Source organism: Prochlorococcus sp. MIT 1342 (assembly GCF_047304495.1).
In the GTDB taxonomy this organism is placed as follows: Bacteria; Cyanobacteriota; Cyanobacteriia; order PCC-6307; family Cyanobiaceae; genus Prochlorococcus; species Prochlorococcus marinus_D.
This window is the reverse complement of record NZ_CP138957.1, coordinates 64,384-81,791: the sequence shown is the minus strand read 5'-3', so window position 1 is coordinate 81,791 and position 17,408 is coordinate 64,384. Positions and strand designations below refer to the sequence as shown.

Annotated in this window: 17 protein-coding genes and 1 tRNA gene; 8 read left to right on the top strand and 10 right to left on the bottom strand. The window is 51.0% G+C overall.

What is annotated here, in order from left to right; all coding sequences use genetic code 11:
• Nucleotides 1-5: 5 nt before the first annotated feature.
• The 4 genes from SIB79_RS00420 to SIB79_RS00405 all read right to left on the bottom strand — a co-directional run bounded on the left by SIB79_RS00420 (nucleotide 6) and on the right by SIB79_RS00405 (nucleotide 4,223).
• Entirely contained in the window at nucleotides 6-2,504 is a 2,499-nt protein-coding gene (locus tag SIB79_RS00420) for a tetratricopeptide repeat protein (RefSeq protein WP_063403092.1), read from the bottom strand.
• Nucleotides 2,505-2,863: 359 nt separating this feature from the next.
• On the bottom strand, nucleotides 2,864-3,646 hold the full coding sequence (locus tag SIB79_RS00415) for a transposase (protein ID WP_063403093.1): 783 nt from the start codon (nucleotides 3,644-3,646) through the stop codon (nucleotides 2,864-2,866).
• Between the two features lie 74 nt (nucleotides 3,647-3,720).
• Nucleotides 3,721-4,047 carry a hypothetical protein gene (locus tag SIB79_RS00410; RefSeq protein WP_236072531.1) on the bottom strand — a complete coding sequence of 109 codons (327 nt, stop codon included), beginning with the start codon at nucleotides 4,045-4,047 and terminating at the stop codon, nucleotides 3,721-3,723.
• The gene (locus SIB79_RS00405; protein ID WP_155724580.1) at nucleotides 4,047-4,223 is read right to left on the bottom strand and encodes a hypothetical protein; all 177 of its coding nucleotides are present in this window, start codon (nucleotides 4,221-4,223) and stop codon (nucleotides 4,047-4,049) included. Before SIB79_RS00405 ends, SIB79_RS00410 begins: the two co-directional genes overlap by 1 nt.
• A 95-nt stretch (nucleotides 4,224-4,318) precedes the next feature.
• Here SIB79_RS00405 and SIB79_RS00400 point away from each other — a divergent pair, with 95 nt between their 5' ends.
• Together SIB79_RS00400 and SIB79_RS00395 are read left to right on the top strand one after the other, a co-directional pair.
• The gene (locus SIB79_RS00400) at nucleotides 4,319-4,555 is read left to right on the top strand and encodes a hypothetical protein (RefSeq protein WP_413681118.1); all 237 of its coding nucleotides are present in this window, start codon (nucleotides 4,319-4,321) and stop codon (nucleotides 4,553-4,555) included.
• Between the two features lie 78 nt (nucleotides 4,556-4,633).
• Nucleotides 4,634-5,758, top strand: a complete 1,125-nt coding sequence (locus SIB79_RS00395; RefSeq protein ID WP_063403094.1) for a THUMP domain-containing class I SAM-dependent RNA methyltransferase — start codon at nucleotides 4,634-4,636, stop codon at nucleotides 5,756-5,758.
• 584 nt (nucleotides 5,759-6,342) lie between these two features.
• Here the strand turns inward: SIB79_RS00395 and SIB79_RS00390 are convergent.
• A complete protein-coding gene (locus SIB79_RS00390) occupies nucleotides 6,343-6,729 on the bottom strand; it encodes a phage holin family protein (protein ID WP_063403095.1) in 387 nt (128 codons plus the stop codon).
• Nucleotides 6,729-7,193 (bottom strand): DUF883 family protein, encoded by a 465-nt coding sequence (locus tag SIB79_RS00385; RefSeq protein ID WP_063403096.1) that lies wholly within the window; start codon nucleotides 7,191-7,193, stop codon nucleotides 6,729-6,731. The genes SIB79_RS00390 and SIB79_RS00385 overlap by 1 nt, the downstream gene beginning before the upstream one ends.
• A gap of 379 nt (nucleotides 7,194-7,572) precedes the next feature.
• Here SIB79_RS00385 and SIB79_RS00380 point away from each other — a divergent pair, with 379 nt between their 5' ends.
• Both SIB79_RS00380 and SIB79_RS00375 read left to right on the top strand, forming a co-directional pair.
• Complete coding sequence (locus tag SIB79_RS00380; RefSeq protein WP_155724581.1) at nucleotides 7,573-7,740, top strand: hypothetical protein; 168 nt, start codon at nucleotides 7,573-7,575, stop codon at nucleotides 7,738-7,740.
• Nucleotides 7,741-8,007: 267 nt separating this feature from the next.
• Complete coding sequence (locus SIB79_RS00375) at nucleotides 8,008-8,145, top strand: hypothetical protein (protein ID WP_196757581.1); 138 nt, start codon at nucleotides 8,008-8,010, stop codon at nucleotides 8,143-8,145.
• Nucleotides 8,146-8,245: 100 nt separating this feature from the next.
• On the opposite strand, the gene SIB79_RS00370 is transcribed toward SIB79_RS00375, so the two are convergent.
• Nucleotides 8,246-8,461: a Nif11-like leader peptide family natural product precursor gene (locus tag SIB79_RS00370; RefSeq protein ID WP_063399182.1), complete on the bottom strand. Its 216-nt coding sequence runs from the start codon at nucleotides 8,459-8,461 to the stop codon at nucleotides 8,246-8,248.
• 391 nt (nucleotides 8,462-8,852) lie between these two features.
• Between SIB79_RS00370 and SIB79_RS00365 the strand changes: the two genes are divergently transcribed.
• The 3 genes from SIB79_RS00365 to SIB79_RS00355 all read left to right on the top strand — a co-directional run bounded on the left by SIB79_RS00365 (nucleotide 8,853) and on the right by SIB79_RS00355 (nucleotide 14,040).
• On the top strand, nucleotides 8,853-9,209 hold the full coding sequence (locus SIB79_RS00365; RefSeq protein ID WP_063403098.1) for a hypothetical protein: 357 nt from the start codon (nucleotides 8,853-8,855) through the stop codon (nucleotides 9,207-9,209).
• Nucleotides 9,210-9,260: 51 nt separating this feature from the next.
• Nucleotides 9,261-12,869 carry a chromosome segregation protein SMC gene (gene smc, locus SIB79_RS00360; protein WP_063403099.1) on the top strand — a complete coding sequence of 1,203 codons (3,609 nt, stop codon included), beginning with the start codon at nucleotides 9,261-9,263 and terminating at the stop codon, nucleotides 12,867-12,869.
• Between the two features lie 61 nt (nucleotides 12,870-12,930).
• Nucleotides 12,931-14,040 carry a PRC-barrel domain-containing protein gene (locus SIB79_RS00355; RefSeq protein ID WP_063403100.1) on the top strand — a complete coding sequence of 370 codons (1,110 nt, stop codon included), beginning with the start codon at nucleotides 12,931-12,933 and terminating at the stop codon, nucleotides 14,038-14,040.
• A 13-nt stretch (nucleotides 14,041-14,053) separates the two neighbouring features.
• Here the strand turns inward: SIB79_RS00355 and msrB are convergent, their stop codons facing one another.
• The 3 genes from msrB to SIB79_RS00340 all read right to left on the bottom strand — a co-directional run bounded on the left by msrB (nucleotide 14,054) and on the right by SIB79_RS00340 (nucleotide 15,934).
• Nucleotides 14,054-14,488 carry a peptide-methionine (R)-S-oxide reductase MsrB gene (msrB, locus tag SIB79_RS00350; RefSeq protein ID WP_063403101.1) on the bottom strand — a complete coding sequence of 145 codons (435 nt, stop codon included), beginning with the start codon at nucleotides 14,486-14,488 and terminating at the stop codon, nucleotides 14,054-14,056.
• Nucleotides 14,489-14,535: 47 nt separating this feature from the next.
• Nucleotides 14,536-15,837 carry a hypothetical protein gene (locus SIB79_RS00345; protein ID WP_063403102.1) on the bottom strand — a complete coding sequence of 434 codons (1,302 nt, stop codon included), beginning with the start codon at nucleotides 15,835-15,837 and terminating at the stop codon, nucleotides 14,536-14,538.
• A 15-nt stretch (nucleotides 15,838-15,852) separates the two neighbouring features.
• A tRNA-Leu gene (locus tag SIB79_RS00340) sits at nucleotides 15,853-15,934 on the bottom strand.
• A 123-nt stretch (nucleotides 15,935-16,057) separates the two neighbouring features.
• Here SIB79_RS00340 and accC point away from each other — a divergent pair.
• On the top strand, nucleotides 16,058-17,404 hold the full coding sequence (gene accC / locus SIB79_RS00335; RefSeq protein ID WP_063403149.1) for an acetyl-CoA carboxylase biotin carboxylase subunit: 1,347 nt from the start codon (nucleotides 16,058-16,060) through the stop codon (nucleotides 17,402-17,404).
• The last annotated feature ends 4 nt before the right edge of the window (nucleotides 17,405-17,408 follow it).

The following is a 17,408-nucleotide window of genomic DNA, read 5'->3' as shown; positions in this document are numbered from 1 at the left end:
TATTATTAAGGACTAACACAAGGTTTATCAATAAACCTACTTATTGAGACTTTATTCAGTAGATTATTGGAGTTTGTAGATATTTGGACAATAAAAAACTTTGCATGATTAGACTTAAAATCGCTTGACATGAAATTATGCGAAATCAAATTTGCACTATATTTGCTCACTTTCCTGATTGAGCCAAAAATGTTTTTCAGAAGCACTTTGCTTTGGCTAAAAGGTTCTCCCAATGCCCACACATTTGTAACAATTTCAGCATTCTTGTACTCAAAAGACAGGGTTAATTCTTTTGGGTGAATAAAAAAAGGAATCTCAATCAATGAACAGCAGGTATTCTCCTCAATCAGCTTAAGAGGTTCTGGGATTTGTTTGTCGAGTTGAAAATATTTAGAATTTTTCCAGTCTGAAATACTACTTAGTAAAATCGTACATTGGCAAGATAAGTTTTTTTTAAAAAACTGTTTATTGACTGATTTTCCTTTCTGGATTGCATCTGTTAGTCGTTTCTTAAGTATATGTTGTATTAGAAGACCTGTTTTATGGGGTGGCGTATATAGGTGATAGTAGTCGCTATACAACGAATTTCGCTCATGAAATGTAAGTTCGTCAACTCCTATGTCAAAGAGAGTTATAAATTTAAATAACTTTTTATCGCACTCCTCCCTAAGCCGATCATTCATGTAGCTACAAATATTATTTCTCTCAGATATGCTAGTCGTTACAGAATATTGAGCAAATGACTTTCCGCCTCCACAATGAGGTCCACTCACTATGATTTCGTATCCCTGCTTTTTACATATATCTATGAACTCCATGTAGTTGTTAATCGCAGCATCACATACTTCTTGGGGTGAAATATTCCTATGGTTGCTTATTTTATGAATATGCATTCTAAGGTCTACTTCTCCAAAGTCAAAAACAAGTATTGTTTCCTTTGGGTTCTTATTGCTCAATGCTTCCCTTATCCTTATATTCACCCCTGTTCGTGATTTAGGATTTGATATTCCATACATTGTCCCACCATGAGTCCATACGACTTGAACACCTGTTATGCCATCAAATAACTTTGCATGGCTTACTCCAAACACAACAACTTCTTCATTCTGTAAATTTGATTTGCTTTTATATTCTCTGCTATTACCAGCAATCTCCTTTAACACTACGTTCTGTCCATCGCTGCCAAGTTTTTCATCTTCAACTTCGATTTGATTGATAAATGAGATTAGGTTTAGCAAAATAGGTGGAATTCCTTGTTTTTTTATGCATTCACAAATTGTTTGTATTGCTTCTTGTTCTATTTGTTTTGTATGATTCTGATCAAAGTTACTTAATGGAGTTAGTGAACTGCAGATGAATTCCTGCAAGCCTATATATTCGCCTTTAAATCCAGTTTTCAAGAGATGTTGTATTGCATTATTGGGATTTTTAATTTTCCCCATAGACTTCCAGTATTTCAGGAAGGCTTCTGCGGACTCAATGAACCTACTTTCATTATTTAAAAGCTTCGCAAGAGCTAAATAAGAAATACAGTCTTCTCTTAGAATGAGAGAAGACTGTAAAGCCTCTATTCCCATCTTATGCTGGCCAGAAATGGTATATATGTACGCAAGTCCTTTGTATGTTCCAGGGTCTTTTTTAATATTAATCGACTTTAAGAACTTTTCTTCCGCTAATTTAAATTGACCTTCTTGCGTAAGAGCAGATCCCCATCTGTTCAAAGTATCGTGATCTAGACTCATATCTTTTATTTTTTCAAACTCTTTGATTGCTTCTGGGCATTTGTTCGAAAGAGTTAGGCAATGCGCAAGCCCTTTATGGTTCTCATCATTCTCATGAATTTCAATAGATTCAGAAAATGCCTCTATCGCCTTTGCAAGGTTCTCGGTATTGACATATGCCCACCCAAGATCAATCAAGTCTTCCCAATCCTTAGCGATTTCATTTGCTGCTACAAATGCCTCTATGGCTTTTTTATATTCCTGCATAAAAATCATTGCCTGTCCTATTCCTTTTAGACTTAATCTATTAATTTCCATCTGAAGAGATTTTTCGAATGAATCAACTGCAAGCTGATATTTTTCTAAGCAGAGCAGAGACCATCCATGTATTGTCCATGCTTCCTGGCTGTCTTGCAATTCAAGTGATTTTCTTAATGCTTTGACCGATGATTCGTACTTAGTTAAATTATAATATATTTTTCCAAGACATTTGTAACCATCCCAGCTTTCTTGAAGTATCAATGATTTTTTATATGCATCAATTGCTAGTTGATCTTGATTTATATAAAAAAGAGCCCTCCCAAGGAGTTCGTATGAAACATAGTCTTCTTTCAATGCAAGGGATTTGCGGAATGCATCAATCGCTTCTGCGAATTGATTTGTGTTGTATAGCGAATGTCCTAGGAATTGATATGATTTCCAGTTTTCTTTTAGTGAAAGTGCTTGGCGTAATACATTAATTGCTTGTGGATAGTTACAATCCTTGTAATAAGATTCCGCCATCTGTATCAATTCAGATGACCTCTGGGCACTGATGCTTGAGCATGAGATTGACATCTTGTGCATTTTTTCATTCAATATAGTTCATTCGCTTACGTGCTTATTTGTAGTCCAGTGACTGGTTGGATGGGAGTGTTGGCTAAGGCAAGAGCCGTAGCACTAGTAAGCGATAAGGAGAGACGAAGGGAACGCTGCACTGGAATTGAGCGCTTAAAACGGCATCAATACCTGGCACCATTGACTTGCAAAAAGTTGCCTTGATGTTTTATTTAGCAGGCAACAACCAGCAATAGTTTTTCGTATTCATCACAAATTTACCTTTAAATCCTTTTGCCCTAAAACTACTTATATTCCTAACTTAATCACCACAGCCTGAGAGTTTGATCTCCATCCCTGATTCCATTTGTTTTTCTAAATTTCACCGCAATCTTATGCCAATCCTCAGGGATTTGATTAAGCCTTACATCCCAATCCCATGGCAATCGTTGTTGACCTGGAGAAACCCTTTGTTTCTTACTTCTAGTTCTTGCACTGCTCACTAACCTTTTAAGCATGCGGCTACCCCAATGGCACTTGGGAGCAGCTTTGCCGTGATGGCGATAGCGCTGGCAGAAACGCTCATAGCGCTTGGCACATCCATCGAGCGTTGCCGAGAGCTTTAAAAAGGCTGGCGGCCATTCACTGATCCCGTCTGATTGCAACCTGACGTAGTGGCCATAGTTGGAATAGGGGTCATAAAAGCCTTTCCTTACCCCAGCAGCTTTTGGATTGGCATGGATATACCTCAAGGTGTTCAACTCTCTTCTGTGGTCTTTTGGGTGGATAGGCGTTGAGAAATACCTGGCCTCCCAGAAGTGCCCACAACGACCGCTCAAGCGGTGCAAGGCCATGGCGGAGTACCAAGCAAACCAATGCATCAACCTCGGCAGCTCCTTGGCATCGGTTGGCTTAACGAGCAAGTGAAGGTGGTTAGCCATCAGGCAGAGCCCATCAACCCTCACGGCAAATTTCTGCTTGACCTTTTTAAGTACCGCCAACAACACATCACGCCTAAGGGTTTTGGCAATCAAGAACTGCCGGCTATTGCAACGCAGCGTGATATGGAAACTGCAGCCAGATGGCAGTAAGCGTTTGGCTCGAGCCATGGGCTGACGGCATCAGAGCTCAATCATCAACAAGGAAATAACGAATAGCTGATCACTAGAACTAGAACCCCTAACTATTTGCTCACTCCTAACCCACATAACTTGTCGAGTTGAGCAACAGCCCCAACAACAGCACCGGGATTGTTCTGCTTTAAAGCAACCCTTGCGCTCTCCATCAGTAGATGAATGGCTTGAGCAACAAGATCTGTTCTTTGGATATTCGCCTGATCGATGTCCTCACGGATCAAGGCATAGGCCTGTTGAACAGTCCGTTGAGAGGTGCGGCGACTCACCCCCTTGCTCTGTGCCAGATACGCCACCACCGCTGTGCAGCTATAGCCCTGCAAAAGCATGGAATGGGCTGCCTCAACCCGATCAACGACTGCAGCTCTTTTGGCCATCAGAGAAGGCCCCAAAGATTAAGCGCGGAATTGAGCGCCTTGGTGGTTCTTGTATCTAGATCCAATTCAGCGAGAGCAGCCTTGAGGCGAAACCGAAAAACCTTCTGATCAAGTCTTTGGTTCGCGTAGTCCAGAACGCTGATTTCAGATGGGACAGCTGCCGAGGAAGTACCCATTAAATTTGTCCTGAAATACAAAAGGGCCGAAAACGCCTTTTCCAGGCCCTTGTCATAGCAAGAAAAGAGGGGCCCTCTCAGGCCCCGTGGGTCATTTGGGTGATAAGGCTGACCTCACCCCATCTCCCTTATTAGGGTCAAGCGGCCACGAGGGCAGGCTGACGGGAGAAACGAACGATGTTGTTCGCAGTTACGGATTTGCTCTTACCGAGCAGGCTTCAGTCACCCTCCTCATACCCCGTCGAAACCATTGCAGCCCCAAGACACCTAAAAGAGGAATGGAGCTGAGCGGAATCGAACCGCTGTCCGAGACACTGGTGTGGATCACCTAGTCCGCCAAAAGGTGGACACTTCCATTCTGACAGGGATGCTGTTCTGTCGCTCAACAATCCGTGGGGTGTAAAAGCTCAATGCAAGCGATCGCCGTACTCCCCCAAGGATTAGAAGAAGAAGGCGCCAAAGAGCTCAACACTCTTGGGGCCAAAGCTGTGCGCCCGCTCAGACGCGCTGCTGCTTTTGAAGCCGACATGGCCTGCTTCTATCGGCTGCATCTCCAAGCCCGCCTGCCATTTCGCCTTCTCCGAGAGATTGCCCAATTCCCTTGCCGAGGGCCAAAAGAGCTCTACGCCGGTGTGCAATCAGCCTTCAACTGGGAGCGCTGGCTGCATCCCTCAATAAGCTTTCGCGTTGATGTCACAGGCAGCGGCCCTGGCCTCACTCACAGCCACTTCACAGCCCTGCAAGTAAAAAATGCGCTAATCGATCTACAACGGCAGCTATGGGGTGAGCGATCTGATATCGATCTGCAAGACCCTGCTCTCTGTTTGCATCTCCATCTCAGTCGAGATTGTGCCGTCCTGAGCTTGGACGGTTCAGCTGGCAGCCTGCACCGCAGGGGCTACCGAGCTGCAGTTGGCGCTGCGCCTCTCAAAGAAAACCTTGCCGCCGGATTGATCAGACTCAGCGGCTGGGATGGCAGCGTGCCCTTAGTTGACCCCCTTTGCGGATCAGGCACCCTGCTGATCGAGGCCGCAAGTATGAAGCTTGGCCTTGCACCAGGAATACAGCGTTCCTTTCTCCTGGAAGGTTGGGCAGATTTCGATCCTCAACTCTGGAGCGAGGAACAAGCACGCGCCAAGCAACGAGAACGCAGAGACCAATCGCTGCCAGTGATCATTGGTTGCGACCGAGACCCCAGCATCACAACACAAGCAAAAACCAATGTGGCCGAGGCAGGCCTCGACCATGTTGTAGGCATTCAAACCTGTGATTTTCGCGACATAGAACTGCCAACACAGCCGGGAGTGATGGTCTGCAACCCTCCCTATGGCATCCGAGTTGGCCAAGATCAAAACCTAACCGCTCTCTATGAAAGCCTCGGTCAGTACGCGAAAAAACATGCATCAGGTTGGCAGCTATGGCTGCTGAACGGCAATCCCAGCCTCAGCAGATCACTACAGATGAAAGCGAGTCGGCGGATTCCAGTCAGCAATGGCGGCATCGAATGCCGCTGGCTGAACTACGCCATTCGCTGAACCGCAGGGAAACTTGATCTATCAGCAGCAATCTTTAGATTCCCGGCACTTTTTTAGGCTCTAATCATCCAATAAGGACCAAGAGGTATCAAAGAAAACATCAGCCAGCAATCTGCCAAGCTGTTGCCCTAAAATAAAAGACAAGCTCAACTGGAAAGATGCTTAGCCACCTCTTAACTCCTACCAACCTAGTTATTTTTGCTGTTGCATTTACAATCAAACTCCTTGTGGCTGGCTACGTAATCTTGAAAGTACGCAAAAGAATTGCATGATCACTTGGCTGTTCTTAGGAATGATGGTGCGAGGTGATCTTAAAAATAAAGCCCTAGAGCTAAGAAGAAGATAGTTTCTCTTTGGAAATTAACTTCATACATCAAATCTTACTGTGCTTATTCATCCATCTTGAATTAAAAGCCTGAAAAATAGGAGTGGTGACTCATTGAAGACTGATTAGATCTGTTCATGATGGTTTGATTTGATGCCATCTTTGCTGATTTTCGACTCTCATACCAAGAACTCCAGTCCAAGCAAGAGAGTGCATTGCTATTCAGATGGCTCGAATAACCACTTCGCCACTCGCTGAATCACTGGCGACCGAGCACCGCTCGAGTGGTTTTCGACAAACCCTCCAAAGTCTGTGGCAAATACGGCCCTTTGGCGAGCTGACCACCCATGCGCAGGCTCACTCCTGCCAAAACAACATCAAGAACTGCCATAGCCAGCAAACCCTTCATCAGGCTCCAGCCCCAAACCTCCTGCATCCAAAGCACCAAAGCCACTTCCACTGCCAACAGCGCCAGAAGCATCAACGTGCCTCCCATCGCCAGGAAAACGCCTCCACTAATCAAACGGCGTTTCTCTCGATCCACCTCCTGCAAAGCAATACGCACATGCAGATCCATGACTGAAGCAGCAATCGCCGTCACGCGCGCACCCGCTCCTGATCCGCTTGAACGTTTCTCATCGCTCATCAGGACCGCCGACCTCCGGCGAAAATAACTCCAATCAGTACACCGATTCCAGCAGCCATTGCAACAGCAAGCAACGGTCGCTGCCGCACAGGACGTTCAATCCGCGGCCGCATTGTGCTGTTCAGCTCATCGAGAAGCTGCTCGAGCTGCTTCTCCAATGGCTCCAGGCTGTCGGCCAGATTCCTGGTGCGGTCACCAGCAACCTGAAACAGGTCCTCCAGCTGATCACGCACACCATGGCTCGTCAATCCCGAATGCTGTGAAATCACACGAACCATTTCGTCAAGGCTGCCTCGTGTCGCTTCCAGTGTGTCCCAAGCCAAATCTGGCCAATACTCTTGGATCGTGGGCAACAAGCTTTCAAATCGTTCACGGAACCTCAGTTCAGAGGGGTCTGCAGGACGCGAAGGCTCAGTGTTGACTTGGGTCTGTTGATCGCCGGATGCGGAATTCTCTGATTCCATGAATTCCAGACGGTTGATCTCAGCCTAGTTAGGCCTGTGCGAGAGCGAAACCCCCTGTAGCTGGAATGCATCCAAGCCTGCTGCCTGAATACCAACTGCCACTGCAAACATCACCCACCTCCGAGCAGTGACATTGAATAAGCGTCATTGATTTGCAGAGGATCTGACCTGCCCAAACGTTGATCAACAATCCTTGGACATCTCAAAACTCAAAGCATCCTGAGCACTACCCCTTGAAACGAATCGCCCGTTCCAGAACGGCTCCTCTAACAAAGCTTTCGCTCAACTTGCCAGATATGGTGTAGCTATCGCTACTACCATCTCCAGATCTAGTGCGTTACAACTCCTACATGATCACAACTCTGCATTAATGGAGTCTATGAGCAATTCTGTAGCCGAACATCCAGGGACTTTGCAACCTATCGTTCCTCCTCGCCTAGAGCGCATCCGGCAGCAAATCAGCATCCAAGAGCTTGAACTAAGCCTGGCTCGCCTTGGCTTCACCCCACCAACCTCTAATGAGCTATCTGAAGGAATCTCGAGCTAAAATATCTACTCAACCAGCACGACAATCTTGCCTGCATCGATGAGCCAGACTTGCCTCGAATCAACTCCAATATTTGCTTGCTGTCTATAACCACTGAATCAAGCGGATCGATAGCCCTAGATCTTTTGCACCCCACAGCAATCAGACTGAAACATCCTTGCTAGCCCTTGATCGTGTTCAAAGAACGTCTAGCAAATACACCCATTTGCTCAAGCCCATGAGCTGACCTCTGGCAACATGATGATGATCTCCTTTAGATCAATCCGCGTGGCTGGCAATCTCGGCAGAGATCCTTCTGGAGCTTTGCCAAGTTTTAGCGGAAGCAAAGGAGATGCAAAAGGTAGTAGACAAAATAAAGAGATGCTAGGCAAAGCAAAAGAATGCCAAAGTTCCATCCAAAAATGATAACTCTAGATCCTTATAACAATGAAACTTATCCCTAAACTTCTACTCTCCTTCTCAAAATTAGGCCTCAGATCAAATCAACAAGTCTTCCAAGAAAACATTAATTATATTCTCCAGGTACGTCCTGTTTTCTAACAGTCACTCGGTCCACCTTTTGTCCAGAGATACGAAGAAGCTCGTCACCTGAAAATTCATAACCAAGGCCGCTAGCAAGATTTGCTACCTCATCCGCCGTAGAAGCACTTAAGACCTGCTGGCGCAGGTCAGCATCATCCTGCATTTTGACAAGAAAGGCTCGGAGTTGCTCGAGGGACAAAATTTAGAGGACAAAGGCTTCAATCCATGATATTCAAAACCATCCTGCGATGCTAAAAAGATCAAGTTTTACAAGGTCAGATAGCTTGAGCATCCATTTGCAAAGAGACATACCTTAAGGCTGCCCAAATCCGGTACCAAAGCAAGGGCAGTCAATGTAATCGCTGGTTAATATGATGAAAACCACAGAGAACGTATATAGCCAGCCGCGAGTACAACATCAATCATTAGCACTGATCAATTGCACTTCTGCTCTTACGAAGAACAGAGGGATGTGAGCTATTAAAGATCGCAAACATCAATACAATGCTGATCAATACTTGCTCTATTCCTATTCCTGATTCAACTAAGCTATTGCAATTAGGTTTTTCTCTCTGAATAGATTCGTCCTATTGGAACATCGTGGAGCGCCGAACGATCCGCTCGGATGTCATTTTGATTTGCTCTTGGAAGACGGCCCGGCATGCAGAACCTGGCGATTGCCGCAGATCCCACGATTAGATGGTCCAGCAGTAGAAGCCATTCCTATATCTGTCCATAGGCTGGCTTGGCTGGACCATCATGATGCCGCCGTCTCAGGAGGACGCGGTTGGGCTAAACGCATCGTCGGCGGACTGTTCAGCGGCTCTCTGCCGATCAACTGGGAAGATCGCTTGAGTGTGCGCCTACAAAGCACTAATCTAGAGGGGCACTTGGAGATCGAACACAGACTCTGCCGGATCAGATCCAAACCGGGTGCCAACCCTTGAGCTTCAAAGAAAATTCGGTAAAGTTGACTTGTTGAGAGCCCGTGCAACCTGTTGGTTCACATCAATCAGGTTGGGCTTACGCAGTTCAAGTCCTTTGGGGGGTCGATGACCATCCCCCTCGAAGAGGGCTTCACAGTCGTCACAGGCCCCAACGGTTCGGGCAAGAGCAACATCCTCGACGGCGTTCTCTTCTGCCTTGGTCTTGCCACAAGCAGGGGTATGCGAGCAGATCGACTGCCTGATCTTGTCAACAGCCGAATCCTTCGAGCAGGCAAGGCCGCTGAAACCGTGGTCAGTGTGCGCTTCGACCTCAGCGACTGGCAGCCCGATCCAGCCGAGGCAGGTCTGGAGCCACCAGAGGAAGGTCCTTGGATCAAAGCTGATCAAAAAGAGTGGACCGTCACCCGCCGCCTGCGAGTCATGCCTGGCGGCTCCTACAGCACGAGCTACAGCGCCGATGGCGAACCCTGCAACCTGCAGCAACTTCAAACCCAGCTGCGCCGACTGAGGATCGACCCAGAAGGCAGCAATGTTGTGATGCAGGGCGATGTGACCCGCATCGTCTCGATGAGTAACCGCGATCGCCGCGGCCTGATCGACGAACTGGCTGGTGTAGCACTCTTCGACAGCCGCATCGAACAGACTCGCGCCAAGCTCGATGATGTTCAAGAGCGGCAGGAACGCTGCCGGATCGTGGAACAGGAACTGCTGACCACACGGCAACGCCTGGAACGAGACTGCGCTAAAGCCCGCACCTACCAGGAACTCCGGCAGCAACTTCAATTGGGGCGGCAGCAGGAACTGATGCTGGCCTTTGAAACAGCCCAGCAAGGTTTGCGTGATCTTCAAGCCCGGCAGCAACAGCTTGGCGAGCAAGAGGTACGCGACGCTGCGAACCTCCAGGAGGCCGAAGAAAAGCTGGCCAAGGCCGCCGCCAACCTGAAGACTCTGCAAGAGAACGTGAAGGCCCTCGGCGAAGACCAGTTGCTAGCGGTGCAAGCCGAACTGGCGGGATTGGAGACCCAGGCTCGTGAACTCGAGCGCCAAGCAGAGCAACACCAACATGAAGGTCAGCGCCTCCAAGGCGTTCGCCAAGACCTAAGCAACCGCCGCAAACAACTGCAACAGGAGGCTCACAGTCAGACCGAAGATCCCCATCGCACGGCCTTAGAAGATGCTGAAAAGAACTGCAGAGATGCCGAAGCCGCTGTAGAGGTCTCCCGTCGTCGCCTTGGAGACGTTGCCGGCCGCTCTGGTGCTTGGCTTGAGCAACAACGGCAGCGCAGCTCTCGCCGTCAGGAACTTCAATCCACCCTTACACCACTGCAGCAGGAGCAACAACAACTTCAAGAACGCCTGCGACAAGACGAAGAGCGGCGCGTGGAACTCGAAGCAGAACAGCAGCGTGACGGCACCGAAGACCAGCAGGTACAGAAACAACTGGATCAACTCGAACAGGAATGGCAGACACTCCTCCAGAACATCAGCGACAAGAAAGAGCAGGTTCAGCAAGCCGCTGAAGTCCTGGCAGTGCAGCAACGTACCCGCAGTCGACTAGAGCAAGAACAAACCCGCTTGGAAAAAGATATCGCCCGGCTAGAGAGTCGTCGCGAGACCCTGCAGGAGAGTCGTGGCACTGGAGCTCTAAGGCTGCTGCTTGAAGCCGGTCTGGAAGGCATCCACGGCCCCGTTGCCCAACTTGGGGAGGTAGACGATCGCCACCGACTTGCTTTGGAAGTCGCTGCGGGTGCACGACTCGCTCAAGTCGTCGTAGACGACGATCGCATTGCCGCCAAAGCCATCGAACTGCTCAAAAGCAGGCGAGCCGGCCGGCTCACCTTCTTGCCTCTCAATCGCATCAAAGCACCTGCAGCTAGCAGCAATAGCGCCCTCATGCGAGGGCGAAAGCCTGACAACGCTGATAGCAGCACTGGCCTGATCGGCAAAGCCTTTGAGCTGGTTCGTTTTGAGCCCATTTATGCCGAGGTTTTTGCCTACGTCTTCGGCGAAACTTTGGTCTTTGGCAACCTGAAATCTGCCCGGCTGCAGTTGGGACGAACTCGAGCCGTAACTCTTGATGGAGAACTGCTAGAGAAGAGCGGTGCCATGACAGGCGGCAGTTTTTCCGGTCGTAGCAACAGCCTTAGCTTTGGTAGCAGCAACGAGGGAGATGAGGCCGAACCCCTACGCCGCAGGCTGCTTGAACTTGGAGAAACCTTGGTGGCCTGCCGCAGAGAGGAATCTCTCCTCAGCCAAGTTCTCGAGGAAGCTCGCCCCTGCCTCAGGAATCTTGAACAGCGCCAAGCCGCTCTGGAAGCCGAACGCAGCGCAGCCCGGCGCTCCCATGGCCCCTTGATGGAAAGACGTCATCAACGCTCTCAAAAAGTGAAGGAGCTACAAGCTCATCAAGAACAACAGCAGCAACGACTGAATGCTCTCATCGAAAAGCTCTCTCCCCTCACCCTTGAACTGCAGCAACTTGAACAACATGAGCAGGAAGCCCAAGCGGATGGCGATGCAGAGACCTGGCAACGATTACAAGCGGATCTTGAAACCGCCGATGACGCACTTGGGACAGCCAGAACGAATCGGGACCAATTGCTGACTGCCCAGCAGCATCGCCACCTTGCCCTCGAACGCCTAAGCGATCAACAAAAGGGCCTGGAGGCTGAGGAAAAAAGACTGCAGGAAGCTGTCCAGGCGCTGGCAACTGCCCATGCTCAATGGCGTGACCAGCAGCAAGAACTGCAAACGCGAAGACAAACACTAGAAAGCCAACAACAAGACCTACAGACTCGCTTTGGAGAACAACGGCGCGCCAGGGATGCTGCTGAAGCAGAAGTAGCAAACCAGCGCCAAGGCCTACAAGAGGCCCAGTGGAACCTGGAACGCCTCCGACAGGATCGCCAAGCCCTTGCCGAAGAGCTTCGCAGCGGCGGCCTCCGACTCAAAGAACTCCAACAAGCCTTGCCAGACCCTCCCCCGGAGATCCCCGCAGAGCTTCGCAGCGCAGGACTTGAGGCCCTTCAAGCCGATCTGCAGAAGCTTCAAAGCCGTATGGAAGCCCTGGAACCAGTGAACATGCTGGCCCTTGAAGAACTCGAACAACTCGAACAACGCCTCGGGGATCTGGTCGAAAGGCTTGAGGTTCTCTCCCAGGAGCGAGAAGAACTCCTGCTCCGCATCGAGACCGTCGCCACTCTTCGCCAGGAAGCCTTCATGGAAGCTTTTGAAGCAGTTGATGGTCATTTTCGTGACATCTTCGCCAGCCTCTCTGAGGGCGATGGCCACCTGCAACTCGACAACCCTGACGACCCCCTCGAAGGCGGCCTCACCCTGGTAGCACATCCCAAAGGCAAAGCAGTGAGACGCCTTGCGGCTATGTCTGGTGGAGAAAAATCGCTTACGGCGCTCAGCTTTCTGTTTGCTCTTCAGCGCTTCCGCCCCTCTCCCTTCTATGCCCTCGATGAAGTGGACAGTTTCCTTGATGGGGTGAATGTTGAACGCCTTGCAGCTCTGATCGCCCGCCAAGCAGAACAAGCCCAGTTCATGGTTGTGAGCCACCGCCGACCAATGATCGGCGCCTCCAACCGCACCATTGGGGTAACCCAGGCCCGTGGGGCTCACACTCAAGTCGTGGGATTACCCAATGCAGCGTGAGCTGTTTCCTCAAGCCCTTGAGTCAAAATGACTCGATTCGCCCCCTGTTGAGGGCCTGCGTTTGACGACAAACCCATCCCTGAACGATCCACTGGACAAGGTCCCTAGCGACCGCCTCTGGCTGCGCTCCGAGCTCATGGGAACCCACGTGATCACCCGTGATACCGGACGTCGCCTCGGCGTCGTGGGAGAAGTCGTGGTCGACATTGATCGCCGCGAAGTGGTGGCCCTAGGCCTGCGAGACAATCCCCTAACGCGATACCTTCCCGGCCTCCCACGTTGGATGCCACTTGATCGGATCCGTCAGGTGGGGGACGTCATCCTCGTGGATTCCTCTGACTCACTCAAAGAAGGTTTCACCCCAGATCGCTACAGCCGAGTGATCAACTGCCAAGTGATCACAGAATCTGGCCAGCAACTAGGCAGAGTCCTGGGGTTCTCCTTCGACATCGAAACGGGAGAACTCACCACCCTGGTGATTGGAGCAATCGGTGTGCCCTTATTGGGTGAAGGGGTCTTGAGTACCTGGGAGATGCCGGTAGACGAGGTGGTCAGCAGCGGCGCAGACAGGATCATTGTCTATGAAGGCGCAGAAGAGAAGCTCAAGCAACTGAATAGCGGCTTCCTCGAAAAACTCGGCGTTGGCGGCCCCAGCTGGGAAGAACAGGAGCGAGAGCGCTACAGGATGAATCTTGTGCCAGTGGAAAACCAGCTCAACTCAGGACAGCCCACTGAACAGGAACAGCGCCGGCTCCAACCTTCCACCACTCAAACCTTTGAGCCGGAAGAAGAACTTGAATACGTTGAACTTGAAGAGCGTCAACAGGAAGTCATCCCCCAACAGCGCTATCTCGATGAAACACCCTCAAGCTCCCCAACGCGCTACCGCAATGACAGAGAAGAAAGAATGACCTTCGAAGAACCTCCTGCCTATGAACAAAGGCCAGTCTTCGAAGAATCAGCGGCCTATGAACCAAGACGAACCTTTGAAGATCAACAACCCCAGCGACCAAGACCAGCCTCACGTCGACCTGTTCAGAGCCTTGGTGATCCTCTCGATGTGGAGCCCCTCGACTTTTCAGGACGTGATCAAGCTGGCCGAGACCGAGATGCAGAGGTAGAGGAGCCCCCACCGCGCCGTAATGGCACCGAACTGGACGACCCTTGGTGACCTTCGATTCAAATCAAACCTCTGCCTCCTCGGAAAAATCAAGCGAAGCGCTGTTCACGCAGTACCTCTGACCGGTAGGCGCTGGTCCGTCGTTAAAGACATGGCCCAGATGAGCCCCACAACGAGAACAGTTGATCTCAGTACGCTCCATTCCATGACTCGTGTCCCGATAGGTGGTAATCGCACCTGCCTTGACTCCATCCGAAAAGCTCGGCCATCCAGTGCCTGAATCGAATTTTGTCGCTGAGCTGAAGAGTGGGGCTCCACAACAGACACAGCAATACATCCCTGCTGCCTTGTGGTTCCAATAAGCACCTGTAAATGCTCGCTCTGTGCCTCCCTTACGGGCAACCTGATACTGCTCACGAGTCAACCTGGCCTGCCATTCTTCAGGGCTGAGCTTGATCCAATCCACTGAATCGGAAGCGGAGGAATCAGACCTGGACATGGAAGGGAAAAGAAGAGGACCTGCAAGACCCTAAACAGCCTTCGAATCTAAAAAGCACCGAGAGCTTTGGGCAGCAAACGACGCACCTGCTGAACCAGAGCAGACACAGCCCCAGGTTGCCCACGCAGGCTGCGCAGATCCTCGCGCAGCCCACTGAGCCGTTCAGGAGATTCCAGCCAAGCTGACGCCTCATGAGCAATGTCCTGTGGCGAAATTGAGCCCACTCGCTCCGGAACCACCATGCGTCCAGCAGAGATATTGGGCCAAGCCAGGAATCCATGACGACGCAGCCGCCATGCACTGAGCAAGACACCAATGCACCAACGCAATCCAGGGAGACGAGCCAGCAAACCAATCCAGCCATCCCATGCCTGCATCACAGCCAAATGCTGGGTGGGCACGATCACAATCATTGGCAAACCAAGCGCCCCCAATTCGGCCGTATTTGCCCCCACAGTGGTGAGAGCTAAATCACATTGGCTCAAGGGACCATGCGCAGGATGGTCCTCTTGGAGATAGATGACCGTGCCGGCCCTGGTGATCAATCTTCGCCAAGGCTGATCAAGCTCAGCTGGCCTAACCATGGCAATGGCTGAGCGATAGGCAGCAGCAATCGGATTGCTCGAACTCATAAAGCTTTCCAACTCCTTCACGCTTGTGGTGGGTGCAACAGGAAGCAAAAACCGACATCCAGGTCGCAGCCGAGCCAATTGATCAGCCGCCTCCAAAAGGAAAGGAACCCCCACGCAGAGCTTGGCCCGTTTAGACCCCGGCAATAAAGCAACCCAGTCGCCTTGTGGCAGCGGAGCTTCAGCTCTTGCAAGACAAGACAAATCCGCCATCAGGTCTCCCACCACAGTGCAACGGTCCCAGAAACGACGTGGCAGCTGATCCCGCACTTTGGGAGACATCGCAGCAATGCAGTCATTCCAACGAGGCCAGCGGGCCACCCACTCGGCGTAGGTGAGATGGCGGTAGCCCAAGCGGCCTGAAAGAAGCACGCTCCAGAACTGATCTCCCCCCAGGAAAACCACCACTCCTTGGCGAGGCCATGGCCCATAGCGTCGGGGAAAGAACAACAAATTCCAAAACTGCTTTGCTGGCGTGATCTGCTCAAACTGAATCCATCGCCTAGCCGCATCAGCCTCCTGTCCTGTGGCATTCGGGCAAGGCACCAACACCAGCCTCAGGTCAATAGGCGAGCGTGCAGCGCGAGGACGCATCAATATGCTGCGATGCAGGCTCTCAGCAATGGGTCTAACCCAAGTCGCTAATTCCCCTGGACCATTGGAAACCAGAACAACCGCCAGCGAAGTGTCCGGAATGACAGCTGGAGGGAGTGAGGTCAAGTTGTAAGGAAAGAATGCGGATGGCGAGACTTGAACTCGCAAGGCCGAAGCCACACGCCCCTCAAACGTGCGTGTCTACCAATTCCACCACATCCGCGTGGCCGACTCAACCTCGCGGGCTTCGTCGATCGAGGATCATACCGGCCAATGGTCCAACGTTTTGCAAAGTGGCCTGGCAAGGAGCGCTGATACGATCCGCCCAAAGCCTGATTACTGCGGGATGACCATCGGCAAGGTGCTGATCGCCAACCGCGGCGAAATTGCCCTCAGAATTCTGCGTAGCTGCAGAGAGCTGAATATCCCCACAGTGGCTGTTTACAGCACCGTGGATCGCAATGCGCTGCATGTTCAACTTGCTGATGAAGCCGTCTGCGTTGGCGAGGCCCCTAGCAGCAAGAGCTATCTCAATATCCCCAATATCCTCGCGGCTGCAACCTCCCGCGGGGTCGATGCAATTCATCCTGGCTATGGATTTCTAGCCGAAAACGATCGATTCGCCGAAATCTGTCGTGACCATGGCATCACCTTTGTCGGTCCTTCACCCCATGCAATCCGCTCCATGGGAGACAAGTCGACCGCTAAGGCGACCATGCAACAAGTCGGTGTTCCGACTGTGCCAGGTAGCGAGGGCTTGCTCGCAAGTCCAGAAGAAGCAGCTGAGCTAGCGAAGGGAATGGGCTACCCAGTGATGATCAAAGCCACAGCAGGTGGGGGGGGCCGGGGCATGCGCCTGGTCACCACGCCAGACCAACTGGAAAACCTCTTCAAGGCCGCCCAAGGAGAGGCCGAAGCGGCCTTCGGCAACCCTGGGCTCTACATGGAGAAATTCATCGACCGGCCCAGGCACGTCGAAGTGCAGATCCTCTCGGATCGACACGGCAACGTCATCCACCTCGGCGAGCGTGACTGCTCCATTCAGCGACGTCATCAAAAACTGTTGGAAGAATCCCCCAGCCCAGCCCTCACCCCCGCATTACGCCTGCGCATGGGTGAGGCTGCGGTGGCCGCCGCAAGGAGCATCAACTACGAAGGCGCTGGAACCGTGGAATTCCTCCTTGATCGCAAGGGTGACTTTTACTTCATGGAAATGAACACCCGTATTCAGGTTGAGCATCCCGTCACAGAAATGGTGACAGGCATCGATTTGATCGCAGAACAACTGCACATCGCCGGAGGCGATCCCATCAGCATCAAACAAGAGGACATCCAACTAAGAGGCCATGCCATTGAGTGTCGAATCAATGCTGAAGACTCCACCCACAACTTCCGCCCCTCACCAGGGCAAATCACAGGCTGGTTACCACCAGGAGGACCAGGGGTACGCATCGACAGCCACGTCTATACCGGCTACGACATACCGCCTTTCTATGATTCATTGATTGGCAAGGTGATCGCCTGGGGGCATAACCGAGACGCGGCACTCAAACGCATGAAAAGAGCACTCAATGAATGTGCTGTCACAGGTATCCCCACCACAGTTGCATTCCATCTCGAACTGCTCAATCGGGAAGAATTTCTGAGAGGAGATGTTCACACCAAATTTGTCGAACAGGACATGCTCGACTGACATT

Coding starts and splice junctions, on each gene's coding strand:
- SIB79_RS00405 (WP_155724580.1), bottom strand. CDS start 4,223: ATGGGTACTTCCTCGGCAGCTGTCCCATCTGAAATCAGCGTTCTGGAC.
- SIB79_RS00420 (WP_063403092.1), bottom strand. CDS start 2,504: ATGGCGGAATCTTATTACAAGGATTGTAACTATCCACAAGCAATTAAT.
- accC (WP_063403149.1), top strand. CDS start 16,058: ATGACCATCGGCAAGGTGCTGATCGCCAACCGCGGCGAAATTGCCCTC.
- SIB79_RS00390 (WP_063403095.1), bottom strand. CDS start 6,729: ATGAGCGATGAGAAACGTTCAAGCGGATCAGGAGCGGGTGCGCGCGTG.
- SIB79_RS00410 (WP_236072531.1), bottom strand. CDS start 4,047: ATGGCCAAAAGAGCTGCAGTCGTTGATCGGGTTGAGGCAGCCCATTCC.
- SIB79_RS00385 (WP_063403096.1), bottom strand. CDS start 7,193: ATGGAATCAGAGAATTCCGCATCCGGCGATCAACAGACCCAAGTCAAC.
- SIB79_RS00395 (WP_063403094.1), top strand. CDS start 4,634: ATGCAAGCGATCGCCGTACTCCCCCAAGGATTAGAAGAAGAAGGCGCC.
- msrB (WP_063403101.1), bottom strand. CDS start 14,488: ATGTCCAGGTCTGATTCCTCCGCTTCCGATTCAGTGGATTGGATCAAG.
- SIB79_RS00380 (WP_155724581.1), top strand. CDS start 7,573: ATGAGCAATTCTGTAGCCGAACATCCAGGGACTTTGCAACCTATCGTT.
- SIB79_RS00415 (WP_063403093.1), bottom strand. CDS start 3,646: ATGGCTCGAGCCAAACGCTTACTGCCATCTGGCTGCAGTTTCCATATC.